23 protein-coding genes are annotated in these 25,361 nt (G+C 61.8%); 12 read left to right on the top strand and 11 right to left on the bottom strand.

Features of this window, described 5'->3' with window-relative positions:
* Positions 1-51 precede the first annotated feature (51 nt).
* The 10 genes from DNK10_RS21750 to DNK10_RS21705 form a co-directional block, all read right to left on the bottom strand.
* The gene (locus DNK10_RS21750) at positions 52-954 is read right to left on the bottom strand and encodes a hydroxymethylglutaryl-CoA lyase (protein ID WP_131192986.1); all 903 of its coding nucleotides are present in this window, start codon (positions 952-954) and stop codon (positions 52-54) included.
* Complete coding sequence (locus DNK10_RS21745; RefSeq protein ID WP_131192985.1) at positions 951-2,858, bottom strand: acetyl/propionyl/methylcrotonyl-CoA carboxylase subunit alpha; 1,908 nt, start codon at positions 2,856-2,858, stop codon at positions 951-953. The genes DNK10_RS21750 and DNK10_RS21745 overlap by 4 nt, the downstream gene beginning before the upstream one ends.
* A gap of 5 nt (positions 2,859-2,863) precedes the next feature.
* Positions 2,864-3,652, bottom strand: a complete 789-nt coding sequence (locus tag DNK10_RS21740; protein ID WP_131192984.1) for a gamma-carboxygeranoyl-CoA hydratase — start codon at positions 3,650-3,652, stop codon at positions 2,864-2,866.
* Positions 3,653-3,753: 101 nt separating this feature from the next.
* Complete coding sequence (locus DNK10_RS21735) at positions 3,754-5,361, bottom strand: carboxyl transferase domain-containing protein (protein ID WP_131181250.1); 1,608 nt, start codon at positions 5,359-5,361, stop codon at positions 3,754-3,756.
* Between the two features lie 82 nt (positions 5,362-5,443).
* Entirely contained in the window at positions 5,444-6,622 is a 1,179-nt protein-coding gene (locus tag DNK10_RS21730) for an isovaleryl-CoA dehydrogenase (protein WP_208738858.1), read from the bottom strand.
* 64 nt (positions 6,623-6,686) lie between these two features.
* Positions 6,687-7,073 (bottom strand): MerR family transcriptional regulator, encoded by a 387-nt coding sequence (locus tag DNK10_RS21725; protein ID WP_131192982.1) that lies wholly within the window; start codon positions 7,071-7,073, stop codon positions 6,687-6,689.
* A gap of 134 nt (positions 7,074-7,207) precedes the next feature.
* Complete coding sequence (locus DNK10_RS21720; RefSeq protein ID WP_131192981.1) at positions 7,208-7,645, bottom strand: phosphotransferase system, HPr-related protein; 438 nt, start codon at positions 7,643-7,645, stop codon at positions 7,208-7,210.
* Positions 7,646-7,738: 93 nt separating this feature from the next.
* Complete coding sequence (locus tag DNK10_RS21715; protein WP_423228065.1) at positions 7,739-8,014, bottom strand: thioredoxin family protein; 276 nt, start codon at positions 8,012-8,014, stop codon at positions 7,739-7,741.
* Between the two features lie 121 nt (positions 8,015-8,135).
* Positions 8,136-8,447: a YgaP family membrane protein gene (locus tag DNK10_RS21710; protein ID WP_131192980.1), complete on the bottom strand. Its 312-nt coding sequence runs from the start codon at positions 8,445-8,447 to the stop codon at positions 8,136-8,138.
* Positions 8,448-8,560: 113 nt separating this feature from the next.
* The gene (locus DNK10_RS21705) at positions 8,561-9,724 is read right to left on the bottom strand and encodes an acetyltransferase domain-containing protein (RefSeq protein ID WP_131192979.1); all 1,164 of its coding nucleotides are present in this window, start codon (positions 9,722-9,724) and stop codon (positions 8,561-8,563) included.
* Between the two features lie 283 nt (positions 9,725-10,007).
* Here DNK10_RS21705 and DNK10_RS21700 point away from each other — a divergent pair, with 283 nt between their 5' ends.
* The 5 genes from DNK10_RS21700 to rfbC all read left to right on the top strand — a co-directional run bounded on the left by DNK10_RS21700 (position 10,008) and on the right by rfbC (position 15,084).
* Positions 10,008-10,982: a D-2-hydroxyacid dehydrogenase family protein gene (locus DNK10_RS21700; RefSeq protein ID WP_131192978.1), complete on the top strand. Its 975-nt coding sequence runs from the start codon at positions 10,008-10,010 to the stop codon at positions 10,980-10,982.
* Between the two features lie 287 nt (positions 10,983-11,269).
* On the top strand, positions 11,270-12,316 hold the full coding sequence (locus DNK10_RS21695; RefSeq protein ID WP_131192977.1) for an NAD-dependent epimerase/dehydratase family protein: 1,047 nt from the start codon (positions 11,270-11,272) through the stop codon (positions 12,314-12,316).
* A 71-nt stretch (positions 12,317-12,387) separates the two neighbouring features.
* Entirely contained in the window at positions 12,388-13,164 is a 777-nt protein-coding gene (gene rfbF, locus DNK10_RS21690) for a glucose-1-phosphate cytidylyltransferase (RefSeq protein WP_131181260.1), read from the top strand.
* Positions 13,165-13,177: 13 nt separating this feature from the next.
* Positions 13,178-14,539: an NAD(P)H-dependent oxidoreductase gene (locus DNK10_RS21685; RefSeq protein WP_131192976.1), complete on the top strand. Its 1,362-nt coding sequence runs from the start codon at positions 13,178-13,180 to the stop codon at positions 14,537-14,539.
* A complete protein-coding gene (rfbC, locus tag DNK10_RS21680; RefSeq protein WP_131181262.1) occupies positions 14,536-15,084 on the top strand; it encodes a dTDP-4-dehydrorhamnose 3,5-epimerase in 549 nt (182 codons plus the stop codon). The genes DNK10_RS21685 and rfbC overlap by 4 nt, the downstream gene beginning before the upstream one ends.
* Here the strand turns inward: rfbC and DNK10_RS21675 are convergent.
* A complete protein-coding gene (locus DNK10_RS21675; RefSeq protein ID WP_131192975.1) occupies positions 15,078-16,118 on the bottom strand; it encodes a glycosyltransferase family 2 protein in 1,041 nt (346 codons plus the stop codon). The two genes, rfbC and DNK10_RS21675, sit on opposite strands and share 7 nt — an antisense overlap.
* 404 nt (positions 16,119-16,522) lie before the next feature.
* Between DNK10_RS21675 and rfaH the strand changes: the two genes are divergently transcribed.
* The 7 genes from rfaH to DNK10_RS21640 all read left to right on the top strand — a co-directional run bounded on the left by rfaH (position 16,523) and on the right by DNK10_RS21640 (position 25,334).
* Positions 16,523-17,035 (top strand): transcription/translation regulatory transformer protein RfaH, encoded by a 513-nt coding sequence (gene rfaH / locus DNK10_RS21670; protein ID WP_131192974.1) that lies wholly within the window; start codon positions 16,523-16,525, stop codon positions 17,033-17,035.
* 422 nt (positions 17,036-17,457) lie between these two features.
* Complete coding sequence (locus DNK10_RS21665; RefSeq protein WP_131181265.1) at positions 17,458-18,618, top strand: outer membrane beta-barrel protein; 1,161 nt, start codon at positions 17,458-17,460, stop codon at positions 18,616-18,618.
* A 130-nt stretch (positions 18,619-18,748) separates the two neighbouring features.
* The gene (locus DNK10_RS21660; protein ID WP_131181266.1) at positions 18,749-19,288 is read left to right on the top strand and encodes a polysaccharide biosynthesis/export family protein; all 540 of its coding nucleotides are present in this window, start codon (positions 18,749-18,751) and stop codon (positions 19,286-19,288) included.
* Positions 19,289-19,290: 2 nt separating this feature from the next.
* Positions 19,291-21,522 (top strand): GumC family protein, encoded by a 2,232-nt coding sequence (locus DNK10_RS21655; RefSeq protein WP_131192973.1) that lies wholly within the window; start codon positions 19,291-19,293, stop codon positions 21,520-21,522.
* 46 nt (positions 21,523-21,568) lie between these two features.
* Positions 21,569-22,294 (top strand): tyrosine-protein phosphatase, encoded by a 726-nt coding sequence (locus DNK10_RS21650; RefSeq protein WP_131181268.1) that lies wholly within the window; start codon positions 21,569-21,571, stop codon positions 22,292-22,294.
* A 246-nt stretch (positions 22,295-22,540) separates the two neighbouring features.
* On the top strand, positions 22,541-23,932 hold the full coding sequence (locus DNK10_RS21645; protein ID WP_131181269.1) for an undecaprenyl-phosphate glucose phosphotransferase: 1,392 nt from the start codon (positions 22,541-22,543) through the stop codon (positions 23,930-23,932).
* Between the two features lie 55 nt (positions 23,933-23,987).
* The gene (locus tag DNK10_RS21640) at positions 23,988-25,334 is read left to right on the top strand and encodes a UDP-glucose dehydrogenase family protein (RefSeq protein WP_131181270.1); all 1,347 of its coding nucleotides are present in this window, start codon (positions 23,988-23,990) and stop codon (positions 25,332-25,334) included.
* Positions 25,335-25,361 lie beyond the last annotated feature (27 nt).

The following is a 25,361-nucleotide window of genomic DNA, read 5'->3' as shown; positions in this document are numbered from 1 at the left end:
TATGAGTTTTTTTGCCGAGAGAAGTTCACTGGCAGGCAAGGCAAATTGGCATCACTGGGTGTTCGCTCGCGCCCTCGCTACCCGTGAAGCGGACTCCCGCCCCAGCACATGACTGATGTGCTGCCCCGCGTCGATCAACCGCGACAGATCGACGCCGGTTTCGATGCCGAGCCCCTGCAACAGGTAGAGCACGTCTTCGCTCGCCACGTTGCCGGTAGCGCCCTTGGCGTAGGGGCAGCCGCCCAGCCCGGCGACCGAACTGTCGAAAACCATGACGCCTTCCAGCAGGCTGGCGTAGATATTGGCCAGCGCCTGGCCGTAGGTATCGTGAAAGTGCCCGGCCAATCGTTCGCGTGGGACATCACGCCCTACCACCTCGAGCAAATGCCGCACGCCACCTGGCGTGCCAACGCCGATGGTGTCGCCCAGGGAGATTTCATAACAGCCCATGGCCTGCAACTCGCAGGCGACAGCGGCGACCTGATGGGTCGAGATGGCGCCGTCGTAGGGACAGCCCAACACGCACGACACGTAGCCGCGCACGCGGATGCCGTGCTGCTGCGCCATGTCCATGACCGGCTGAAAGCGCAACAGGCTCTCGGCGATCGAGCAATTGATGTTGCGCTGCGAGAAGGACTCGGACGCCGCCGCGAATACGGCGACTTCCTTCACGCCGGCGTCGAGGGCAGCCTCCAGCCCTTTCAGGTTGGGCGTCAACGCCGCGTAGGTGACACCGGGTCGCTGACCGATGGTGGCAAACACCTCGCCACTGCCGGCCATTTGCGGCACCCATTTGGGCGAGACGAAACTGCCGACTTCTATATAGCCGAGCCCCGCTGCGCTCAGGTCGTCCACCAGGCGCACCTTGTCAGCCACGCTGATTGGCTGTTTCTCGTTCTGCAGACCGTCCCGCGGGCCGACTTCCACCAGGCGTACGTGGCTGGGCAGGCTCATGGCTGCGCCTCCAGCTCGACCAGTACCCTTCCTTCGCCGATCAGCTCGCCCTCGGTGCAATGGATCGCCTTGATCGTCCCCGCCTGCGGCGCACGAATGCTGTGCTCCATCTTCATGGCTTCCAGCACCACCAGCGCAGCTCCGGCCTCGACGCTCTGACCAGGCTCGACCAGGACACGAACGATGCTACCGTTCATGGGCGCGGTGAGCCCGCCCTGATGAGCATTGCCTGCCTCGACAGCGGCGATGGGGTCGAAACGGCGCACGACCAGCCACTCGACGCCCCGGCGCAGATAAAGCGTGTCGCCCTGACGCACTACATCTGCCTTGCGTACCGCGCCGCCTGACTGAAACACCACGCGCTGGCTGACATCGCCGCACACCAGGGTCATGTGCGCCTGTGCCGGCAAACCGCTGCGCCAGGTATTGCGGGCCGCCCAGGGCGAGTGTGGATCGTCTGCCCGCTGCCGCTCGGCATCGGTGGCCAAAAACGCCGCAGCAGCCTGTTGCCAGAAAGCCTCCGGGAGTTCGCTGGTCGGCGGTAGCAACTGCGCCTGGTGACGTTCGATGAAGCCGGTATCCAGCTCCGCTGCAGCGAACGCAGGATTGGCAAGGATGCGCTGCAGGAACGCCAGATTGGTCTTGAAGCCGCCGATCACGGTTTCACCCAGCATGGCCAGGAGCCGCTGACGGGCTTCTTCGCGGTTCTCCCCCCAGGCGATCAGCTTGGCCAGCATCGGATCGTAGAACGGCGACACCTCGTCGCCCTGCTCCACGCCGCTGTCGACCCGCCGCCCCGGCCCGGCCGCAGGCTCACGGTACAGGTCGAGATGGCCGCTGGCGGGCAGGAAGCCGCCCTCCGGGTCTTCGGCATACAGGCGCACCTCGATGGCGTGGCCGTCGAGCGGCACCTGCTCCTGGCTGATCGGCAGCGGTTCACCGCGCGCCACACGAATCTGCCAGGCCACCAGGTCGAGACCGGTGATCGCCTCGGTCACCGGATGTTCGACCTGCAGGCGTGTGTTCATCTCCATGAAGAAGAACTCGCCGCGCGCATCGAGGAGAAACTCCACGGTGCCGGCGCCCACATAGCCGATGGCCTGCGCGGCGCGCACGGCGGATTCGCCCATGGCCCGACGCAGTTCAGGCGACAGGCCTGGCGCGGGCGCCTCTTCGACCACCTTCTGATGGCGTCGCTGAATCGAGCAGTCGCGCTCAAAGAGGTACAGGCAGTTGCCCTGCTGGTCGGCGAATACCTGAATCTCCACGTGACGCGGTTTGAGCAGGTATTTTTCCACCAGCATGCGCCCATCACCGAACGCCGACTGTGCTTCACGCTGCGCCGAGGCCAGGGCGTCGGCCAGATCGCTCTCGCGCTCGACCACTTTCATACCTTTGCCACCGCCACCGGCAGTCGCCTTGAGCAACACGGGGTAGCCGATGCGCGCGGCTGCCGTGCGGAACGTTTGCAGATCCTGCGCCTCGCCGTGGTAACCCGGCACCAGCGGTACGCCGGCCTCCTCCATCAATGCCTTGGCAGCGGACTTGCTGCCCATGGCGTCGATGGCACTGGCCGGTGGGCCGAGGAAGATCAGCCCGGCCGCCTCGAGCTTGCGCGCGAAGGTGGCATTCTCGGAGAGGAAGCCATAGCCGGGGTGGATGGCTTGCGCGCCGCTGGCCAGGGCGGCTTCGATGATCCTGTCCATCAGCAGGTAGCTTTCGCTGGGCTTGGCGCCGCCCAGGCCGATGGCCATATCCGCTTCGCGCACGTGTCGGGCGGTGCGGTCGATATCGCTGTGCACCGCAACCGTGGTCAGCCCCAGGGCTTTGGCGGTACGCATCACCCGACAGGCGATTTCGCCGCGATTGGCGATCAGAAGCGTGGTGATCGTGGTGGTTTTCATGGTCGTCACTGCCAGGCCGGTTTGCGTTTCTGCAGGAAGGCGTTGAGGCCCTCCTGCCCTTCTTCACTGACGCGGATGCCGGCGATCACGCTCTCGGTGCGCTGGCGCAACGCGTCTCCGAGCACGCCACTGCCGACATCCTGGAGCAGCGCCTTGGCGGCACGCATGGCCTGCGGGCTGTTCTGCAACAGATTGGCGACCCACTGCTCGACCTCCGCCTCCAGCTCGCCAGCGGGATAGCATTCGGCGAGCAGCCCCAGCTCCCGAGCGCGCTCGCCGCTGAAGCGTTCGGCACTGAGCGCATAGCGCCGAGCGGCACGCTCACCGATGGCCTGCACCACGTAGGGGCTGATCACGGCGGGAACCAGGCCGATGCGCACCTCGGAAAGGCTGAACGACGCATCAAGGACACCGATGGCGATGTCGCAGCAGGCCGTCAGCCCGACCGCACCGCCGAACGCGGCACCTTGCACCACCGCCAGCGTCGGGCATGGCAAATGGTAGAGCAGGCTCATCAACTCGCCGAGCTCGTGGGCGTCGCGCAGGTTGGCGGCGTAGTCGAGCTGCGCCGAAGCCTGCATCCAGCCCAGATCGGCGCCGGCGCAAAAGTGCCTGCCCTGCCCGCGCAGGACGAGAAACCGCAGGCTGTCGTCAGCCGCCACCTGGCGCAGTGCCTGGATCAGCTCGGCGATCATTTCGGCGTTGAAGGCGTTGTGCTTGTCCGGACGGTTCAGCCACAAGGTGGCGACGCCGCGTGGATCCGTGTGCAATTCGATGGTGCTGAAATCGGTCATAGGAACTCCCTTGAGCTACAAGCTACAAGCCGCAAGCGGTTCTGCGTTTTCTTGCCGCTTGCCGCTTGCAGCTTGAGGCTTGAGGCTTGAGGCTTGCAGCTTTACATACGAAACACGCCGAACCGGGTCGGCTCGACAGGCGCATTCAGGCTGGCGGAAATCGCCAGGGCCAGTACTTCGCGGGTCTGCGCAGGGTCGATCACGCCATCATCCCATAGCCGGGCACTGGAGTAATACGCATGGGCCTGGCGCTCGTACTGCTCGACGATCGGCTGCTTGAGGCGCTGCTCGTCCTCGGCGGAAAACACCTGGCCGGCGCGTTGCGCCTGTTCGTGCTTGACCTGCACCAGCACCCCGGCGGCCTGCTGCGCGCCCATCACGCCGATTCGCGCGTTGGGCCACATCCACAGAAAACGCGGATCATAGGCACGGCCACACATGCCGTAGTTACCGGCGCCGAAGCTGCCGCCGATGATCACCGTGAACTTGGGCACGCGGGCGCAGGCCACCGCCGTGACCAGCTTGGCGCCATGTTTGGCGATACCGCCCTCTTCGTATTTCTTGCCGACCATAAAGCCGGTGATGTTCTGCAGGAACAGCAACGGGATGCCGCGCTGACAGGCCAGCTCGATGAAGTGCGCACCTTTCTGCGCAGCCTCGGCGAAGAGGATGCCGTTGTTGGCCAGAATGGCGACCGGGTAGCCGCTGATGTGCGCGAAGCCACAGACCAGGGTGGTGCCGAACAGCGCCTTGAATTCATCGAGCTGCGAGTCATCGACGATCCGTGCGATCACTTCCCGTACATCGAAAGGTTGCTTGGGGTCGGCGGGAATGACGCCGTACAGCTCATCCGCGGCGTAACGCGGCGCGATGGGCTGCCGCGTCTGCAACTCGCCAAGCTTGCGCCAGTTGAGGTTGGCAATGCAGCGGCGCGCCAGGGCCAGGGCATGTTCGTCGTTCTCCGCGTAGTGATCGGCCACGCCACTGGTCTTGCAGTGCACATCGGCACCACCGAGCTCCTCGGCGCTGACTACTTCGCCGGTGGCGGCTTTCACCAGCGGCGGGCCAGCGAGAAAGATGGTCGCCTGCTCGCGCACCATGATGGTCTCGTCGCTCATTGCCGGCACATAGGCGCCGCCGGCGGTGCACGAGCCCATCACCACGGCGATCTGCGCGATGCCCTGGGCGCTCATGTTGGCCTGGTTGAAGAAGATGCGACCGAAGTGCTCGCGATCCGGGAACACCTCGTCCTGACGCGGCAGGTTGGCACCGCCGGAGTCCACCAGATAGATGCACGGCAGCCGGTTCTGACTGGCGATGGCCTGGGCGCGCAGATGCTTCTTCACGGTCAAGGGGTAGTAGCTGCCGCCCTTCACCGTGGCGTCGTTGGCGATGACCATGCATTCGACGCCTTCGACGCGGCCAATCCCGGCGATCACCCCAGCGGCCGCGACGTCTTCGTCATACACCTGGTAGGCGGCCAACTGGCCTATTTCCAGAAACGGCGACCCCGGATCGAGCAGCCGGTCGATGCGCTCGCGAGGCAGCAGTTTGCCGCGCGATGTGTGCCGCTCCTGCGCCTTGGCACCGCCGCCTTCGCGGGTGCGGGCAAGCAAGCTGCGCAGCTCATCGACCTGGGCCAGCATCGCCTCGCGGTTGGCGGCGTACTCAGAGGAACGGGTGTTCAGTTGCGTGAGGACAATGGCCATTCGTACTCCTTGGGAGGCGCGAGCTGCAAGCACCCGCACCCAGGGCTCTTCACTTGCCGCTTGAAGCTTGCGGCTTGCGGCTCTATCTCGTTTCGTTGAACAGCTCTCGGCCGATCAGCATGCGGCGAATTTCGCTGGTACCGGCGCCGATCTCGTAGAGTTTGGCGTCGCGCCACAGGCGCCCGACCGGAAACTCGTTGATGTAGCCGTTACCGCCAAGGATCTGGATCGCCTCGCCGGCCAGCCAGGTGGCTTTTTCCGCAGCGTAGAGGATGACCCCGGCGCAGTCCTTGCGCACCTGGCGCACATGGCCGCTACCCAGAGAGTCGAGCTGCTTGCCCACGGCGTACAGGTACGCGCGGCAAGCCTGCTGGGTGGTGTACATGTCGGCGAGCTTGCCCTGGATCAGCTGGAACTCGCCGATGCTCTGGCCGAACTGCTTGCGGTCGTGGATGTACGGCACCACCACATCCATCGCCGCCTGCATCAGCCCGAGCGGCCCGCCGGAGAGCACGGCACGTTCGTAGTCCAGGCCGCTCATCAGCACCCTGGCGCCTTCGCCGACGCCACCCAGTACGTTTTCCTCTGGCACCTCGACGTCCTGGAACACCAACTCGCCGGTGTGTGAGCCACGCATGCCGAGCTTGTCGAGCTTCTGCGCCACGCTGAAGCCTTTTGCACCCTTTTCCACGATGAATGCCGTCATGCCCTTGGCGCCGGCGGTCAGGTCGGTCTTCGCGTAGACCACCAGCACATCGCAATCCGGGCCGTTGGTGATCCACATCTTGCTGCCGTTGAGCACATAGCGATCACCCTTCCTGTCCGCCCGCAGCCTCATCGAGACCACGTCGGAGCCGGCGTTGGGCTCGCTCATGGCCAGCGCACCGATGTGTTCACCGCTGATCAGCTTCGGCAGGAAACGGCGCTTCTGCGCCTCGCTGCCGTTGCGGTTGATCTGGTTCACACAGAGATTGGAATGGGCGCCGTAGGACAGGCCGATGCCGCCGGCAGCACGGGATATTTCCTCCATGGCGACCATATGCGCCAGATAGCCCATGCCAGCGCCACCGTATTCTTCGCTGACAGTCAGGCCAAGCAGGCCCATGTCGCCGAACTTGCGCCACAAATCCATGGGGAACTGGTCGCTGCGGTCGGCCTGCGCAGCACGCGGGGCGATTTCCTTGGCGGCGAAACCGGCGACGGCGTCGCGCAGCATGTCGATTTCCTCGCCGAGGAAGAAATTCAAACCTGGCAGGGTGATGCTCATGTAACGGCTCTCCATTGTTGTAGTTGTCGGATGCGTTAAACGATCGGTAAGACGGGTCTCAGGAGGCGGCGGATATCTCCTGCATGGCGCTCAGACAGCGCTGCTCGGCGGTATCCAGTTCGCGTTGCATCTGCTGAATGTCGAGCATCTGCCGGGCAAGGTGCTCGCGGCGCTCGGCGATCTTGTCCAGGAAGTGGTCGAGCTGTTTGCGGTTACCGCCAAAGGGGTCGTACAGATCGATCAGCTGTTTGCACTCGGCCAGGGAAAAACCGATGCGTTTGCCACGCAGGATCAACATCAGCGTCACCCGGTCGCGACCGCTGTAGATGCGCTCCTGCCCCCTACGCTCGGGCGCGAGCATGCCCTGCTCTTCGTAAAAACGAATGGTGCGGGTGGTGACACCTAGTTCGTGGGCCAGATCGGAAATGCTGTAGGAGTGGCTCATGGTACGGGCTGCTCGCCTGGATGACCTTTACGTAAACGTAAACCTGCAATCGCAGCGCTGTCAAATCGGCAAGAATTTCGGGCTGGAAGGAACAGAAAGCATGGCCGCAACGGCCATGCCTTGCGCGAATATCATCAGGACTGCGGTTTACCGTCCCAGGGCTCGCCATCGAGCGGGCGCTTTCTGGCGAGCTCGGCTTCGTCCAGCCCGGAACCGCCACCGATTTCCTCTTCACCGACGATGCTCAGGTCGCGGTCAGCGGGCTCGTCGTCCCCGCGCTCTTGAGGCGAGCGTGCGCCGGTATCGTCGATCAGGGTTTCCGGGCTCAAGTCATCGAGGCTAACGCCATCTTCGTGCTGGCCTTCTTTCAGGGTTTCGCCGCCGCTCTGCCCGGCCTCGCGAACGCGCTCATCCGGATACTCCTGTTGCACTTCGTCCAACGGCCGGCGATCACCGACGCGCCCTTCGCGGTCGTCCTTGCGTTCGCTGAAATCCAGTTGCTCGATCGAGCCCATGCGATCCTCGATATCGTCGATTTCCTGAGGCGTGGCTGGCTGCTTGGGTGTGCTCATGATGTTCTCCAGTATGGGTCTGTTCGGTGGACTCGACCCATGCCGGGAAATTCAGGGAAAACGACGGATGCAATGAAGCGGTGGTGCCGCCAATCAACCTTCCCCTACCAATTGCTCCAAGGCTTCCTCCAGCGGGCTGACGCTGGTTGGGCGAACCAGGCGGGTAACTTCGACACCGTCGCGCAGAAACACCAGCGTCGGCCACAGTTTGACCTTGAAGGAACGCCCCAGTGGTCGGCCGCTGCCGTCCTCGATCTTCAGGTGCGTGACTTCCGGATAATCCGGCAACACCTTGGCCAGCAAAGGCTGTGCTGCCTGGCAATAGCCGCACCAATCCGTACCGAACTCGATGATGGTCATACCGGGCATCGCCTGCACCTCGGCGGGCGTCGGCGCCGTACTGCTGTACTCGTTGCTCATGCTGTCTCCTCTGCTTGCCAGCGAAACGCGACCACCCTGCTAGCGCAGGGCGACCTGGATTCTCAGCGTATCAGACGCTGTCGCGAACATACCTGGCGACGGGCTTTACCCGCTCGGCGATTTCGCCTTCGAGACGGGTGACGGTTTCCGCAATGCGATCCACCTCCGGGCGCATGGAACGAGCGTCTTCCATGATGCCTTTGAGCCGGCACTTTCCGCTCAAGCCACGGGCCAGCAGCATGCCACCGAACGCAGCGCGAACCAGCCCGAGTACACCACCGCGCTTCAGACCGCCGCGGGCCATGGCGATACCGCTGCCGATGGAAAGCGCACGCTCCCAGCCCTGTACGTTGCTGCCGCCTTGCTTATCGAATGTGGACATATCGCTAGCTCCAGTCTGTCTGTGATTCACAACGGACTGGGCAGAAGCGGCCGATGTTCGACCGCTCCGACAGGCGGATGAAGGGAAAAGGTTATCCAAACTTTGCCGATGGCTCAGAGATAGCGCAGCCAGGTCAGATCGCGACGACGAACCTTGAGTGCCGCGAACCAGCGCACCGGCGGGAACAGCGCCACGGCGAGCAGAATCGAGCACAGCCACACCGAAACGATCGAGTCGAAACCGAAGTAATCACCCTGATTGGTGCCCCAGATGGCCACCGCCGCCAGGTACATCAGCTTGAGCACATACAGGTGCAGCAGGTAGAAGAACATCGGCGCGCCGCCATACACGGTCAGCGCCTTGAGCCAGCGGTTGTCCTGGCCACGTTCGAAAGCCAGCAGCAGAAGCAGGCCGAGCCCCAGGGTCAACGCCAGGAAGGCCAGCGACGGTGGATACTTGGTGATATTGAGGATACCCATCAGGGTTTCCAGCCAGGTGCTGCCCACGGCCCAGCTCTTCTCGCCATAACCGTTGCCTGCACGCACCACGACGAACACCAGCAGCGAGCCGAGGCCCCAGCCGAGCAGCATCCGCTGCCGCCCTGCGGCGTCTGCACTGCGGGCGAACCAGGAACCGGCGGCGTAACCCAGAGCGATCACGCCAATCCACGGCAACAACGGATACGAGGTGCGCAGACGCAGATCTTCGGACACCTGCAGCCAGCCGCGATCATGCAGGATGGCCCACGGCACGTGCATCGCCGAATCGGCGGCGAAGTGCAGGTTATCCAGCAGGTTATGACCGCATACCAGCACCAGGCCGAGTGCGATCAGCAGCCCACGCGGCAGCCACACCAGCAGCGACAGCGCCAGCATGCTCAGGCCGATGGCCCAGATCACCTGCAGGTAGATCACCGTCGGCGGCACCTGGAACGTCCAGGCGAAGTTCACCAGGGTGAATTCCAGCACGACCAGAAACAGCCCGCGCTTGAACAGAAAGGCACTGACCGCAGCCCGGCCGCTGGCCTTCTCGCCATACAGAAATGCCGACAGGCCGGTAAGGAAGATGAACACCGGCGCACACAGATGAGCCAGGGTGCGACTGAAGAACAGCGCCGGCTCGGTGCTGCTCACGTCCATGGGATCGAGCACCTGGCGATGCAGGAAAAAGGTCTCGCGCACGTGGTCGAGCAGCATGAACAGGATGACGAGGCCACGCAGGGCGTCGATGGAGGTCAAGCGTGAGGTAGCGGGATTGGTGATGGCGGCAGTGGTCATAGCATATCCAGGACAGAAAGCCGGACAGACAGAGGGTCTACCCGGCACAACGAATAGTTATGATATAACAACTCGCAATAACAGCCCACCTTCAGCGTCGATGACGGAGACACCTCTCTGGGCAGCTCGATCACCCTGAGCGTATGGGCGCTGGTGGCTTTGATGATAGCCTTGCCCATCTGGCGTATCTGGCGGGCTCGGCGCAGGGCAGCGGCCCAGAGCGTCGGCCGATCCCTCACCGAATCAGGCTCCGCGCGGAGCCTGAACCGCCTTGGAGCCTGCCATGCATATCGTCATTCCCGATGACTACCAGAACGTCATCCGCACCCTCGATTGTTTCGCCACCCTGGGCGACCACCAGGTCAGCCTCTATCACGATGCAGTGGATGACGTTGAACTGCTGGCCGAGCGTTTCGCCGATGCCGACGCACTGGTGCTGACCCGTGAACGCACACGCATCGACGAAGCACTGCTCGCGCGCCTGCCGAAACTCAAACTGATCAGCCAGACCGGCAAGGTATCCAACCACCTCGATGTCGCTGCCTGCACTCGTCATGGCGTCGCCGTCATGGAAGGCCGTGGCTCGCCCATCGCGCCAGCGGAGCTGACCTGGGCGCTGATCATCAATGCCAGGCGCCAACTGTTCCCCGCCATGCAGGGACTGTATGCCGGTCAGTGGCAGGTCAACCTCGGCCAACGCCTCGCCGGGCAGACGCTGGGCATCTGGGGATACGGCAAGATTGGTCAGCGTCTGGCGCGTTATGCCCAGGCCTTCGAGATGCCCGTGCTGGTCTGGGGCAGCGAAACGTCCCGCCAGGCGGCCATCGCCGACGGGCACCGCGCAGCCGAATCGCGCCTGGCGTTCTTCGCCGAATCCGACGTACTCAGCCTGCACCTGCGCCTGGCGGAGAGCACACGCCACCTGGTAACCGCCAAAGATTTGGCAGTCATGAAGCCGAGCGCCTTACTGGTCAATACCAGCCGTGCCGAACTGATCGCGCCGGGCGCCCTGCTCGAAGCACTGAATCTCGGCAGACCGGGCTCTGCAGCGCTCGACGTGTTCGAGCAGGAACCCATTCTCGACCCGAACCATCCGCTGCTTCGCCATCGCGCCGTGCTCTGTACACCGCACCTCGGTTACGTGGAACGAGAGGGTTATGAGCTGTATTTCGGTGACGCCTTCGCCAACGTACAGGCATTTTTCAGCGGTGAAAGCTGTACGTTGGCCAATCCCGACGTTCGTCCGGTAACGCAATGAGGGGGGAAATTCCAACTTTGTGAAGCACCCCACAAACCCTGTTCCAGAGCGGTTTACCCGAGACATTCCGGGCCTTTCGGGGCACCGGATTACTCTGCGCGAAGTCTCACAAATAGCAATCCCTCTCAAAAACCATGATAACAATATAAACAAATCATTTAATAACAATGACTTATAACAACAAAAACCACTCATCAGATAAACAAGTATTTTTCTGACGCAGGAATACTATCTGCCGAACGATGGATGCCACCCAACCCTGGGCGGTCATGGCAAAGGAAGGCATGATGAGAATTCTCGTTCTGGGAAACATGGGCTACGTTGGCCCCGCAGTGATTCGCGAACTGACGACCCGTCACCCCTCAGCCATCGTGCATGGCTATGACAACGCCTATTTCGCCCACTGCCTTACCCACGCTCACACCCTGCCCGAGCAGAGGCTGGCTCAGCAGTTCTTTGGCGACGTGCGCGAGCTTTCAGCGCAAATGCTGGAAGGCTACGATGCCGTCGTGCAATTGGCGGCCGTGTCCAACGATCCCATGGGTGACCGCTTCGCCGGCGTGACCGAGGCGATCAACCAGAATGCCACCGTTGCCATCGCCAAAGCCGCCGCCCGTGCGGGTGTACGCAACTTCGTCTTCGCTTCCAGCTGCAGTGTGTACGGCGTGGCCCAGGGTGGCCCGCGCACGGAAAGCGACCCCGTCTCCCCCATGACGGCTTATGCCCGCTCCAAGATCGGCAGCGAAGATGCGCTCGACGATATCGATGGCGACATGGTGATCACCAGCCTGCGCTTCGCCACGGCCTGCGGCATGTCCGATCGTTTGCGCCTGGATCTGGTGCTCAATGATTTCGTCGCCGGCGCACTCAGCGAAGGCCGTATCACCGTACTCAGCGACGGCTCGCCATGGCGCCCGCTGATCGATGTCGCCGACATGGCCCGGGCCATCGACTGGGCGATCCAGCGCAGCGCCGACAACGGCGGTCGCATCCTGCGGGTGAACACCGGCAGCAACGCGCGCAATCACCAGGTTCGCGACCTCGCTGCCGCGGTGGCCGATGCCCTGCCCGGCACCGAGGTCAGCATCAACACCGAGGCTCCCGTCGACAGCCGCTCCTACCAGGTCGACTTCAGCCTGTTCGCCAGACTCGCCCCCCGGCACCAGCCGCAGATGACGCTATCGAGGTCGATCAGCCAATTGATCGAGGGCCTCCAGGGGATGAACTTCAGCGACAGCCAGTTCCGTATCTCGCCGCTCGTGCGCCTGCGAGTGCTGCAAGGCCACATCGACAGTGGCCGCCTGGACGAAGACCTGCGCTGGCAATCCCGCTAGGGATTGCGGCCGCATTGCCGGGCTATCAGGCCCATTGATACAGCGTCCATTCACCATGGGGGAGCATCATCATGAAGGTTGCAATCTTTGCGGGTGGCTTCGGCACCCGCCTGAGCGAAGAGACGGCGATTCGTCCCAAGCCGATGGTCGAGATCGGTGGCCGGCCGATCATCTGGCACATCATGAAGATGTACGCGCACCACGGTTTCAACGATTTCGTGGTGCTCGGCGGCTACAAGGTCGACTACATCCGCGACTACTTTCTCAACTACCGCGCCCAGCGCACCGACTACACCATCGATCTGAAGACCGGCAACATCGACTGGCTGGAGAGCGTCAGCGAAGACTGGCGCGTCACCGTGCTCGACACCGGCGCCGATTCGATGACGGGGGGTCGCCTGAAGCGTGCCATGCACCTGCTGTCTGACGAACCCTTTTGCCTGACCTACGGCGACGGTGTCAGCGATGTGAACATTCGTGAACTGGTCACGGTGCATAAAGCCTCGAGACGCTGGTGCACCCTCACTGCCGTCACCCAACCCGGGCGCTATGGCGCGCTGCGCTTGAACGAGGATCTCAACCGCGTGGAGGCCTTCCGCGAGAAAGGCGCCGCCGATGGTGGCTTGATCAACGGCGGCTTCTTCGTCTGCCAGCCGGAAGTCTTCGAGCTGATCGACGACGACCAGACCACCTGGGAAAACGAGCCCATGGATCGTCTGGTCGAGCGCGACATGCTCGGCAGCTACCACCACAAAGGCTACTGGCAAAGCATGGACTCCCTACGTGACAAGATCACCCTGGAAACCGCCTGGGCCAGTGGCGCGCCCTGGAAACAGTGGAACGACTGAAGGAGCAGCATCGATGATCATCGTTGACACCGCACTGGCCAAACGCGAAGCCGAAGGCCGTCCCATTCGCGTGGGCATGATCGGCGCGGGTTTCCAGGGCAGCGGCATCGGCCTGCAGATTCTCACCGCGACCACCGGCATGCGCCTGTGCGCCGTCGCCAACCGCACTATCGGCAGCGCCGTTGGCGTGTATGACCAGGCCGGCATCGAGCCGCTGCGCTGCGATACCCAGGCCGAGCTGGAACGCGCCATCGCGGCTGGCACGCCAGCGGTCACCGAGGACGCCCTGGCACTGGCTCGCGCCGAGGGGCTGGACGCCATCATCGAAGTCACCGGTTCCATCGAATACGCCGCCGGTGCCGTACTCGCTGCGCTGGAAGCCGGCAAGCACGTGGTGCAGATGAACGCAGAGCTGGATGGCACCATCGGCCCGATCCTCAAGCACAAGGCCGATCAGGCTGGAGTCATCTACACCTTCTCCGATGGCGACCAGCCGGGTGTGCAGATGAACCTCTACCGCTTCGTCGCCGGCCTCGGTATCAAGCCCGTACTGTGCGGCAATATCAAAGGCCTGCACGATCCGTATCGCAATCCGACCACCCAGCAGGAGTTCGCACGTCGCTGGGGGCAGAAAGCGGCGATGGTCGCCTCCTTCGCCGACGGCACCAAGATATCCTTCGAGCAGGCCATCGTCGCCAATGCCACCGGCATGCGCGTCGCGCGCCGCGGCATGCTCGGCCCGGACTTTTCCGGCGGCAACCCCGGCGCGCCGCTGGTGCCCATCGAGGACACCCTTTGCGCCTTCGAAGCACACCTGAGCGCAGACGAACCAGGCCTGGTCGATTACGTGGTCGGTGCCCGCCCAGGCCCTGGCGTATTCGTTATCGGTACCCTGGAAAACCCACGCCAGCGCCATTACCTGGAACTCTACAAGCTCGGCAAGGGCCCCTACTACAGCTTCTACACGCCCTACCACCTGTGCCACTTCGAAGTACCCAACTCGGTCGCCCGCGCCGTGTTGTTCGGCGACCCGGTGCTGACCCCGAGCGGCGGCCCCAGTGTGGGCGTGATTGCCGTGGCCAAGAAGGACTTGAGGCCCGGCGATAGCATCGATGATTTCGGCGGGTACGAGACCTATGGCGTGGCCGAGAACATCGCCGCCATTCGCGATGAAAACCTGCTGCCGATAGGCCTGGCGCTCGGCTGCACGCTCAAACGTGCAGTGGCCAAGGACACCCCGCTGACCTTCGACGACGTGCAATTTCCCAGAGGCCGAATCGTCGATCGCCTGTACGCCGAACAGGAATGCCTGTTCGCACCGCACGCGGCCGGCACACAACGCTTTGGTGATTTTCTCAGCCAGGAGTCAGCATGATCTTTCACACCACCACACTCAACGATGCCTGGCTGATCGACCTGGAACTGCGTGGTGATGAACGCGGTTATTTCGCGCGAACCTTCTGTGCCGAAGAATTCGAACGCCATGGATTGATCAGCCACTTCGTGCAGCAGAACGCCTCGCGCTCGGCACGCCGCGGCACCCTGCGCGGCCTGCACTACCAGATGCAGCCCTACGGCGAGGCCAAGCTGGTGCGCTGCACCCGTGGCGCGATCATCGACGTGATCGTCGATCTGCGCGAGGAGTCCTCGACCTACCTGCAGCACGAGGCCTTCGAGCTGACTGCCGACAACCATCGCCAGCTGTACGTGCCGCCAGGCTTTGCACACTCGTTCCAGACCCTGAGCGATGATGTGGAGGTCAGCTACCTGGTGTCGACGGCCTACACGCCGAGTGCCGAGCGCGGTCTGCGTTACAACGATGAGCGTTTGAGTATCGACTGGCCACTGACCGTGACCACCCTTTCAGAAAAGGATGCGGCCTGGCCTCTGATCGCCGACCGCACCGAGCGCCTCTACTGAGCCGCCATCATTTCCGGCTGCAGGAAACAGGCAGCGGGTTCGATATCCACCGACATCGCTGGCGCTGACAATTCGAAAGCCGGTAGAACGGCCCGACGAACCTGCACCCGGAGGCTTTCCAGCGGTGCATCGGCAGGTTCGACCCGCGGCGAGAACGCCAGCGCCTCCAGCAACCCTTGCAACACGATGCGGGCCTTGTAGAACTCGCCGCCACGCAGCAGCCTGAGCATTCCCCAAAGCCGATGACTCAGGGTCGTCAACAGCCGACGACGGTTGGCGTACTTGCGGGTAATGAACAGCTCGTTGCGCACGAAGTGACGGTGATAGCGAATCCGCGCCGGGCTCTTCTCAGTGCGGATATTGATCGCCCCACCGCCCTCCTGACGCAGATGCAACACCTTGCTCGCGCCCACCAGATAACCCGGTGTATTACGGGTGACGCGCAAGGTGAACTCGGTGTCCTCACCCCAGATGAACATCGAGGAAATCGGCACACCGTGTTCGGTCAGTGTGGCTCGCGGCACCAGAATGGATACGAAGGTGGCACGGGAAACCGGCACCACGCCAAGCTCCACGGTGGCCGGCCAGCATTCGTAATCGATACGGTTGCGCCGCTGATCCAGCGACGGCGCATTGTTGACCAGACCATCCTGCGTATAGGCAGTCGACAACAGAAAGGTGCGCTTGATATCCCGCGCCGCGAGCAACTCGTCCGCTTCGACCAGCCGTTGCAGGGCGTCAGCGCTGGGTATCACGTCGTCGTCCATCATCCAGATGAAGTCGGCGCCGCGCTGGTAAGCCATGCGGAACCCGGCATTGAAACCACCAGATGCTCCGACATTACCCGACAGCACATACAGTTCAAGATTGGGCAACACCAGATCCAGCACCATTTGCTCGGTGCCATCGGTACTGGCGTTATCGATCACGATAATGCCGTCACAGGGTCTTGTTTGCGCGTATACCGCCTCCAGGCAACGCTTGAGCAAATCCTTACGGTTATAAGTAAGAACCACTGCGTATATGTGCGACATGATTCATCATCCTTAATCAGAGTTGATATCTCTTGGCCACCACAGCTCCAATCCCCACTCGAATTACCCGCTATACAGACGCGTCACCACTCGCTCGACGCGAGGGATACAACGGCGCGTAACAGGCAAGACAAAACAACAAAAAACAGGCGCCATAAAAATGCTTACAATACAGTTTTGAACTTTTCCGAATACCGGAACAAGCGTCGTACTATGCATGTTTCCAGCCAATAAGAACCCGAATTACCGCGCAATTCCGATAGCCATCTGTCGGATTTTTCGGATTGAAAATTAACCCGCCGCTCGTCGTCGAAATGCACTGACAGAACCCAGGAAGCACTATTATCAACGGCCTGCCACAACACTCATTGATGGCATTTCGCAAGCATGGAAAGCAGGGCTTTATGAATATCGACATGAAGCTTTCGGAAATCGCCTGGTACCTGATCCAGTGCAAGCCTCGACACGACGACAAGGCCTGGGAGAACCTGAGCAGACAGGGCTTCGAGTGTTTCTGCCCACGCACACGGACGCAGACGATCAGGGCGGGGAAAATCAAATACAGCTATCAGCCGCTATTTCCCGGCTACCTCTTCCTGCATATGAAAGCGCAGGATAATTGGGCAAAACTGCGTTCGACCCGAGGCGTTAGCAGGGTCGTAGGATTTTGCGGAGTTCCCTGCCGTATAAATGACGCCATTATTGAGCAATTGAAAAAACGCAGCCTCCAGACCGAGCCAGCGCCCATGCTGAGCCCTGGGGACAACGTACATATAAAGGCCGGCCCGCTTGCTGACATGAATGCGATATTTCTGACCATGGATGGCGAGCAAAGAGTGATGCTGCTGCTTCGCTTGCTCAATCGGGAACAGCAGATAAAAGTGCCGCTCTCTCACCTCTCGGCTTTACAGGCATGAATATTGCTCAACCGCTATTAACATCCCTGTAATGCATCGCCGCTAGCATCCGAACGGAACTTATAGCCGCCGCCGTCCGAACGCCTCACTTATATAGTTTCAATGCCCTGAAGAACGATGGCCTTGGGGCGGTAGCGTGCTTTCTGACACCTGAGCATGCTGCCCCTGATTGCAGCACCGACAATGGGCATGAACCATTAGAGCGCATTGATAAAGTTCCCTGTTTTTTTATCAAACCGCCTGTGACGAGTTTCACTGCCTTCGGGGAACTTCTGCTCTGAGCCGACAACCAATGACTCATGAAAAATGGCCGCAAGTCAACGCGAGAGATGACTGGATATCAGGCTGGCGGGATCTCCCCCACAGCCTTGTCACTCGGCCACCCCAATCAAGCGATCAACCCCGGGAAGGGATTTGGCATCATGAAACTCACCAAGATACTGACGGCTTCGCTAGCAGGTACGCTGTCTACGGCCAGCTGGGCAACCGACCCGGCGAGCATCGACCTGGCTGGTTTCGAGTTCACGCCGACCCTCGACGTCACCGAGAGCTATGACGACAACTACCGTGGCCTGCGTGACGGCGCTGGCTCATCCTGGGTTACCAGTATCAATCCCAGCTTTCTGCTGAGTGCCGAGACCCGCAACAGCGGTTATCAGCTCGAATACGAGTTCGATGACCAGACCTACCATTCCGACGATCGCGCCAGCCATACCAATCACCACCTCAGGTTTCGCAGCATCCTGGAGTTCAACTCGCGCAATCGCCTGCGCTGGAATCTGGGTTACCACCGCATCGAGGAAACCACCGACCTGGCCGATCCGGACAACGAAGAAAACGACAAGTACAGCCGCGCCGTCGCAGGCGCGACGTACAGCTTCGGTACGCTGAGCGGTCTCAACCAACTGGATTTCGGCGCCAACGTCGAGTCGATCCGCTACCACAACAGCGGCGACCTCAATGCCGACGAAGAGCGTGACAGCACGACCCTCAACGGCGTGTGGTATCACCGCCTCGGTGGCAGCACCCGCTCCCTGGTCGAACTGCGCCATACCGACCACGACTACGTTCGTAGCGGCAGCAACCGCGACAGCACCAACGATGCCCTGCTGTTCGGTGCAACCTGGGACGCTACCGCCAAGACCTCCGGCACCCTGCGTCTCGGTGCCGAACGCAAGAACTTCGACAGCAGCACGCGTGAGGATTACACCAGCCCGATGTGGGAAGTGGGTGTGGCCTGGGAACCGCGAACCTACTCTGTCGTCAAACTCAACACCCGGCGAGCTTTCGACGAAGGCGACGACGGTGCGAGCACGGTTCAGGACACCACCACCCGCCTGAGCTGGGAACATGAATGGTCGGCCTTTATCCGTACGGATCTCGACTATCGCTTCTCTGATCGCGATTACAAGGCGATCGAGCGCAAGGATGAGCGCACCAGTTACGGCCTGGGGGTGACCTACTCCCCGGATCGCTGGGTCGATGTATCGCTGGGTTACCGCCACACCGAAAACGATTCGAGCGTGCGGGAGAAATCCTATGACCGGAACATCTATCAGCTGTCGTTGAGCTTGAGCCTCTAGCACCGGGGCTTCTCAACAGGGTGACGACCAACGTCACCACCCCAATCAACCTTTCCCGTTCGCCTTCACTGTCGAGCGGTGGCGCCCTTTTTCCTGCGCCTGAGACGAATCAACCACAAGGAGTAAGCGGATGTCAGTCCACCATCTGTTCAAAGCCTTTTCGCTACTGCTGATGCTCGCATTCGCAGCAGCTGCCCAGGCCAATCCACAGTATCGGCTGAGCTCTGGCGACGTGATCAAGATCAGTGTCTTCGGCGAGCCGGATCTGTCGTTCGAGGAAATCCGCCTCAACGACGCAGGCACCTTCTCCTATCCCTTCCTGGGTTCGATCGAAGCCAGCGACAAGACCGCCGGCGACATCGAACGCATTCTGACCGACAAGCTCAAGGCCGATGGCTACCTGGTCGATCCCCGCGTCTCCGTCAGCGTCACCACCTACCGCGAGTTCTATATCAGCGGCGAAGTGAAGTCGCCCGGCGGCTATCCCTATCAACCCGGCCTGACCCTGGATCGCGCCATCGCACTGGCTGGTGGTCTGACCGAACGTGCGTCGACCAAACGCATCACCATCGCGCGCGGTTCAGGCGAAGCCCGAGCTTCGGAAAAGGCCACGCTCGACACCCTGGTCAAGCCGGGTGACACCATCACCATCGATCAAGGGTTCTTCTGACTATGAACAGTCCTGCACGCACGATCCGACAGTGGCAGCCATCGCCGTCGGAAGCAGATAGCGATTACATCGACCTGCGGCGTATCTGGAACGCCATCTGGATGCGCAAGTGGGCCATCGCCCTGTTCGTGGTGGTGATCACCCTGGTCACCGCTTTCGCCGTGTCCCGCATGACACCGGTCTACAGAGCCGTATCGACGGTGATGATCGAGACCAAAGGCACCCAGCTGGTGTCCTTCCAGCAGGTCTACGACACCACCGGCGCGGTGAACGAATACCTGCAGACCCAGCTTGGCCTGATCAAGAGCCGCGGCGTCGCCGAGAAGGTGGTACGCGAGCTCAACCTCACCGAACACCCCGATTTCGACCCACGCCAGCAGCCCAAGCCGCTGATCAACATCGGCGGATTCGTGCACAGCCTGCAAGGCATGCTGTCGATCACCGGGCTGGTCGATGCCCCCGAGCCGGCCACGCCGATGACCGAAGCCGAGCTGCTGGATGCCGTCACCAAGATGCTGATGGATCGCACCAGTATCTGGGTCGAAGGCAAGAGCCAGCTGGTCAGCATTTCCGTCGAACTGCCGGATCGCCTGACCGCAGCGCAGATCGCCAACTCCCTGGCCAGCAACTACATCGACAGCCAGCTCGAAGCGCAGATGGAAATGTCGCTGTCCGCTACCACCTGGATGAACACTCGCCTGACCGAGCTGCGCAGCTCGCTGCAGGAAGCCGAGAATCGTCTGCAGGCCTATCGCGAAGCCGAAGGCCTGGTGGACGTAAACGGCGTCGCCACCATCAGCAACAACGAACTGTCGTTGACCGGCGACCGCATGATCGACGCCCGCCGCCAGCGTGCCGAAGCGGAAAGCCAGTACCGGCAAGTCCAGTCCATGGGGTCGACCGACTGGCGCCGCCTGTCCAGCGTCCCTGCGGTACTGGGCAACCCGCTGATCCAGCAATTCAAGGCTGAAGAAGCGCGTACCCGTGCCAAGGTCGAAGAGCTGTCACGCCGTTACGGTGAGCGCCACCCGGCCATGGCAGCAGCCAAGTCGGATCTCAGCGCCGCCTCCGCGAGCCTGCGTGCTCAGGTCGAACAGGTGGTGGCGAGCATCGAGCGCAACTACCAGTTGGCAGTCGCCAACGAGAACTCCCTGAATGCCTCGTTCAACAAGAACAAGGAGCAGATCCAGGACATCTCGCGCAAGGAATTCAAGGTTCGCGAGCTGACCCGCGACGTGGAAAGCAATCGCTCGCTCTACGAAACCTTCATGACTCGCCTGCGCGAAACCGCAGCCACCCAGGACGTCAATTCGAGCAACGCGCGGATCATCGATCAGGCCATCGCTCCGGTTCAGGCCAGTGCGCCGAACAAGAAGCTGCTGATCGTGCTCGCCGCCGGCCTGGCGCTGGTGTTCGGCATCGCCCTGGCAGTGGTTCGCGACATCCTCAACAACACCTTCAAGCGCGCCGATGACGTCGAGAGCAAGCTGAACCTGCCGGTTCTCGGCATCGTGCCGCTGATTTCCAACAACACCAAGTACACCGCCGCGCACCTCTTCGAGCATGGCGAGGATGCGCGCTTCTGCGAAGCGATTCGCACCATTCGTACCAGCCTGATGCTGGCCGATACCAACCGCTCGAAGAAGGTACTGGTGGTCACTTCCTCCTCGCCTGGCGAAGGCAAGAGCACCCTGGTGGCCAACATGGCGTTCGCCCTCAGCCAGCTGCAGCGTGTGCTGCTGATCGATGCCGACCTGCGCCGCCCGACCCTGGCCAAGAGCTTCGATTTCCCGGTCGGTACGCCTGGCCTGGCCAACCTGATCACCGGCAGCGCCAAGATCGAGGACTGCATCCACACCATGGGCAACAACCTGGACATGCTGCCGGCCGGCGCGGTGCCACCGAACCCGCTGGAACTGCTGGCGTCGCCACGTTTCGCCAAGTTCCTGGAGATGATCAAGGAGCACTACGACCACATCATCATCGATTCGCCGCCCAGCCAGGCGGTCAGCGACGCCTCGCTCCTGTCGACCTTCGCCGACTCGGTCATCTATGTGATCAAGTCCGAGAGCACTTCTATCCCGCTGGCGCAGCGTGGCGTGGGCCACCTGCTGCAGAGCGGTGCATCGATGATGGGCGTGGTGCTCAACCAGGTGGACGTGGAAAAGGCCGCCCGCTCCGGCGATTACAGCGGCTACTACGACCACTACGGCTACAGCGACAGCAAGGCCTGATGCACAGGGTTCTGATCAACCAGCGCATGACAGCGGGAGGTATCTGATGATCGATCTGCATAACCACCTGCTGCCGGGCATCGATGACGGCCCGGCAGACCTGCCGACCGCGCTGGAAATGGCCCGTATGGCCGTGGCCAACGGCATCAGCCATAGCGTCTGCACGCCGCATATCCATGCTGGCCGCTACGAGAACGACAGCGACAGCATTCGCAGCGCCTGCAGCAATTTCAACAAGGCGCTGCAGGAAGCCGGCATCGACCTGAAGGTCGGCGCGGCCGCAGAGGTTCGTTTCTCAGGCGAACTGATGACCCGCGTATTGGACGGCAGCATTCCCTTCCTCGGCCAGTGGGAAGGCAAGAAGGCGCTGCTGCTCGAATTTCCCCATGGGGAGATGCCGTTCGGCGCCGAACGCATGACTCAGTGGCTGCTGGAGAACGGTGTGGTGCCCATCATCGCGCACCCGGAGCGCAACAAGGCGTTGATGCATACGCCGAGCAAGCTCAAGCCCTTCATCGAGCAGGGCTGCCTGCTGCAGGTGACGGCCGCTTCTGCCGCTGGTCGTTTTGGTGAACGTGCAATGCACCTGGCTCACGAACTGCTGAAGCATCGCGTGGTCAGCATTATGGCGACTGATGCTCACAACCTGGAGCACCGCCCTCCCCAATTACAAGAAGGCCTCCTGCAAGCCGCCCGGATCCTGGGCGAGAGAGAGGCCGAACGTCTGGTCATCGACACGCCCTGGCGTATCGCACACCAGCATTTCGCTTAGTTGACTGCCTGATAACACGTGCCTGTCGGTTCAGGCCGCAGGATTCGTATTTGTTGGAGGTTGGAAAACCATGCGTCAAGCGCTCGGCAACAGGACGCACTACAGCTACCGACTGGCGCGAAAGCGCGGTGCAGCGTCGGGCTCGCCCAGCGTATCGCCATACGTATCGCATAGGGACAGGTCGCCTCTCGTGTGTTTTCCGAGGGCATCTCACTTCATCGAAGATTTGCATGAGGATCGCCGCAAATGATTTCCAAACGGATCAATCCTGCCGAGAATCGCAGGGGGCTGACGTTCTGGGGTCAATGGACCTGTGCCATTACTCTGGTCAGCATGCTGCTCTGCTACCTGGTCATTCAGCGCTACGGCGACGTGCCCACCGAGTACCGTCTGTTGATCGTGCTCACGGTACTCGGCTCGGTGCCGGCTTACGGGCTGCTGCGCGTGTACCACAAGCGCTTCAGCTACCTGACCGGTCTGTTGCACTTGCTGGCGGGCTGGCTCACCCTGCTCGCCGGCCTGCTGTTCATCGCCTATTTCAGCCAGAGTCTGGAGCGGTTTTCGTTCGAGATCATGCGCGAATGGGCGCTACTCGGCTTCCTGGCACAGGCAATCACCTTCATCCCGCTGCGCTACTTCGCCAGCCTTCACTCGGAAAAACTGCGCAACGAGCGCGCCTCGCTGATCATCGGCTCCGGACAGAAGGCTCACGAACTGGCCGAACGCCTGACGGCCTCCAACCGCGTGCCGCTGATCGGCCTGCTGGCGTCGAACGCCGACGAGCACACCCAGGATGGCCGCTTCCCGATCCTCGGCGCCCTGCACCAACTGCGTGAAGTGACCGAGCAGCATGGCGTACGCCGTGTGTACATCGCCCTGACCCTGGACGAGATCTCGCATATCGAGAAACTCTACATCGACCTGCTCGACATGAGCGTCGACGTGGTCTGGGTACCGGACTTCGGCAGCATGCCGCTGCTCAACCAGTCGATCTCGCAGATCGAACAGTTGCCGGCCATCTACCTCAACGAAAGCCCGATCAGCTCGCACCCTGCCGCGGTATTCAGCAAGGAGCTGATGGATCGCACCCTGGCCTTCCTCGCCCTGGTGGCCCTGAGCCCGCTGTTCATCGCCGCGGCCATCGCCGTGAAGTTGTCCTCGCCTGGCCCGGTGTTCTTCCTGCAACCGCGCCATGGCTGGAACGGTGGCGTGATTCTGGTGTGGAAATTCCGCTCCATGCGCATGCACGACGACCAGAAGGTCAAGCAGGCGACCCGCGAAGATCCGCGAATCACGCCGGTCGGCCGCTTCCTGCGCCGCACCTCGATCGACGAATTGCCACAACTGCTCAACGTGCTGCGCGGCGAAATGTCCCTGGTCGGCCCGCGCCCGCACGCCGTGGCGCACAACAACTATTACAGCGACAAGATCCTCGCCTACATGGCCCGCCATCGCCTCAAGCCGGGCATCACTGGCCTGGCTCAGGTGACCGGTCATCGCGGTGAAACCGAAACCCTGGAAAAAATGCAGCAGCGCGTGGCACAGGATCTGGCCTACATCAACAACTGGTCGTTGTGGCTGGACATCAAGATCCTGGTGAAGACGCCCTTCACCCTGTTCTCGCGCGACATTTATTGAACGACGCCCTTGGCGCCACGTAACGATTAACGCTCACTCAAGGAATTTTTTATCCATGAATATCACTGTCGTTGGAACCGGCTACGTCGGCCTCGTCACCGGCGCCTGCATCGCCGAGATGGGCAACACGGTCGTCTGCGTGGATGTCGATCCGAAGAAGATCGAAAACCTCAAACGCGGTGTCCTGCCGATCTACGAACCGGGTCTGGAAACCGTGGTGGAAGAGAACTTCGAAGCGGGCCGTCTGCTGTTCACCACCTCCCTGTCCGAAGCCATGGAGCAGTCGGACATTCTGTTCATCGCCGTTGGCACGCCACCCGGTGAAGACGGCTCCGCCGACCTGCGCTACGTACTGGAAGTGGCCCGCCAGATCGGCAGCCTGATGACCCGCCACACCACCGTGATCAACAAATCCACGGTACCGGTGGGCACCGCCGATCTGGTTCGCGCCGAGATTCTCGAGCAACTGGAACTGCGTGGTAAGGACATCGGTTTCGATGTGGTCTCCAACCCGGAATTCCTCAAGGAAGGCGCGGCGGTCGATGACTTCATGCACCCGGATCGGATCATCATCGGCACCGACAGCGAGCGCGCCCGCCAGGCCATGAGCGAGCTGTACGCGCCCTTCATCCGCAACAACCCACGCATCAAGTTCATGGGCGTACGTGATGCGGAAATGACCAAGTACGCGGCCAACGCCATGCTGGCGACCAAGATCTCCTTCATGAACGAGATCGCCGGCCTCTGCGACCGCCTCGACGTGGACATCGAGAACGTGCGCCTGGGCATCGGCTCCGACCAGCGCATCGGCTATCACTTCATCTACGCCGGCTGCGGCTATGGCGGCTCGTGCTTCCCGAAAGACGTCAAGGCACTGATCAGCATCGCCCACCAGAACGACTTCGAGCCCAAAGTGCTGCAAGCCGTCGAGGCGCGTAACGAGCAGCAGAAACAATCGCTGTTCAACAAGCTTGCCGCGCACTTCGAGGGCGACCTCAAGGGCCGTACCTTCGCCGTCTGGGGCCTGGCGTTCAAGCCGGGTACCGACGACATGCGTGAAGCGCCCAGCGTGGTATTGATCAACAGCCTGATCAACGCCGGCGCCAAGGTAAAAGCCTTCGACCCGATCGCCAGGGAAACCGCAATCCCCGAATTCCCTGAGCACTGGTTCAGCGAAGGTCGCCTGCAGATCGTCGACGGTCAGTACGAAGCCGCCATCGATGCCGACGCACTGGTGCTGGTCACCGAGTGGAAGCCATTCCGTCGTCCGGACTTCAAGGCGCTGAAAAAGCTGCTCAAGCAGCCGCTGATCATCGACGGCCGCAACCAGTACGACCTCGCCCAGGTGGATCGCGAGGGCTTCGACTACTACGGCATCGGCCGTAAACAAGTGAACGGCTGAGACCCTTCCGACAATGGACGTCATGGA

Origin of the sequence: Phytopseudomonas daroniae (assembly GCF_004327275.1) — a bacterium.
Classification (GTDB): Bacteria; Pseudomonadota; Gammaproteobacteria; order Pseudomonadales; family Pseudomonadaceae; genus Aquipseudomonas; species Aquipseudomonas daroniae.
The sequence above is the reverse complement of the archived record's forward strand: the minus strand, read 5'-3'. Positions and strand labels throughout refer to the sequence as shown.

Bases quoted from the DNA above. Each gene is read 5' to 3' on its own strand.
- rfaH (WP_131192974.1), top strand. From the start codon at position 16,523: ATGAATATCGACATGAAGCTTTCGGAAATCGCCTGGTACCTGATCCAG.
- DNK10_RS21725 (WP_131192982.1), bottom strand. From the start codon at position 7,073: ATGAGCCACTCCTACAGCATTTCCGATCTGGCCCACGAACTAGGTGTC.
- DNK10_RS21750 (WP_131192986.1), bottom strand. From the start codon at position 954: ATGAGCCTGCCCAGCCACGTACGCCTGGTGGAAGTCGGCCCGCGGGAC.
- DNK10_RS21675 (WP_131192975.1), bottom strand. From the start codon at position 16,118: ATGTCGCACATATACGCAGTGGTTCTTACTTATAACCGTAAGGATTTG.
- DNK10_RS21660 (WP_131181266.1), top strand. From the start codon at position 18,749: ATGTCAGTCCACCATCTGTTCAAAGCCTTTTCGCTACTGCTGATGCTC.
- DNK10_RS21715 (WP_423228065.1), bottom strand. From the start codon at position 8,014: ATGCCCGGTATGACCATCATCGAGTTCGGTACGGATTGGTGCGGCTAT.
- DNK10_RS21745 (WP_131192985.1), bottom strand. From the start codon at position 2,858: ATGAAAACCACCACGATCACCACGCTTCTGATCGCCAATCGCGGCGAA.
- DNK10_RS21695 (WP_131192977.1), top strand. From the start codon at position 11,270: ATGAGAATTCTCGTTCTGGGAAACATGGGCTACGTTGGCCCCGCAGTG.
- DNK10_RS21655 (WP_131192973.1), top strand. From the start codon at position 19,291: ATGAACAGTCCTGCACGCACGATCCGACAGTGGCAGCCATCGCCGTCG.
- DNK10_RS21710 (WP_131192980.1), bottom strand. From the start codon at position 8,447: ATGTCCACATTCGATAAGCAAGGCGGCAGCAACGTACAGGGCTGGGAG.
- DNK10_RS21685 (WP_131192976.1), top strand. From the start codon at position 13,178: ATGATCATCGTTGACACCGCACTGGCCAAACGCGAAGCCGAAGGCCGT.
- DNK10_RS21705 (WP_131192979.1), bottom strand. From the start codon at position 9,724: ATGACCACTGCCGCCATCACCAATCCCGCTACCTCACGCTTGACCTCC.
- rfbF (WP_131181260.1), top strand. From the start codon at position 12,388: ATGAAGGTTGCAATCTTTGCGGGTGGCTTCGGCACCCGCCTGAGCGAA.
- DNK10_RS21720 (WP_131192981.1), bottom strand. From the start codon at position 7,645: ATGAGCACACCCAAGCAGCCAGCCACGCCTCAGGAAATCGACGATATC.
- DNK10_RS21700 (WP_131192978.1), top strand. From the start codon at position 10,008: ATGCATATCGTCATTCCCGATGACTACCAGAACGTCATCCGCACCCTC.
- DNK10_RS21665 (WP_131181265.1), top strand. From the start codon at position 17,458: ATGAAACTCACCAAGATACTGACGGCTTCGCTAGCAGGTACGCTGTCT.
- rfbC (WP_131181262.1), top strand. From the start codon at position 14,536: ATGATCTTTCACACCACCACACTCAACGATGCCTGGCTGATCGACCTG.
- DNK10_RS21640 (WP_131181270.1), top strand. From the start codon at position 23,988: ATGAATATCACTGTCGTTGGAACCGGCTACGTCGGCCTCGTCACCGGC.
- DNK10_RS21645 (WP_131181269.1), top strand. From the start codon at position 22,541: ATGATTTCCAAACGGATCAATCCTGCCGAGAATCGCAGGGGGCTGACG.
- DNK10_RS21740 (WP_131192984.1), bottom strand. From the start codon at position 3,652: ATGACCGATTTCAGCACCATCGAATTGCACACGGATCCACGCGGCGTC.
- DNK10_RS21650 (WP_131181268.1), top strand. From the start codon at position 21,569: ATGATCGATCTGCATAACCACCTGCTGCCGGGCATCGATGACGGCCCG.
- DNK10_RS21735 (WP_131181250.1), bottom strand. From the start codon at position 5,361: ATGGCCATTGTCCTCACGCAACTGAACACCCGTTCCTCTGAGTACGCC.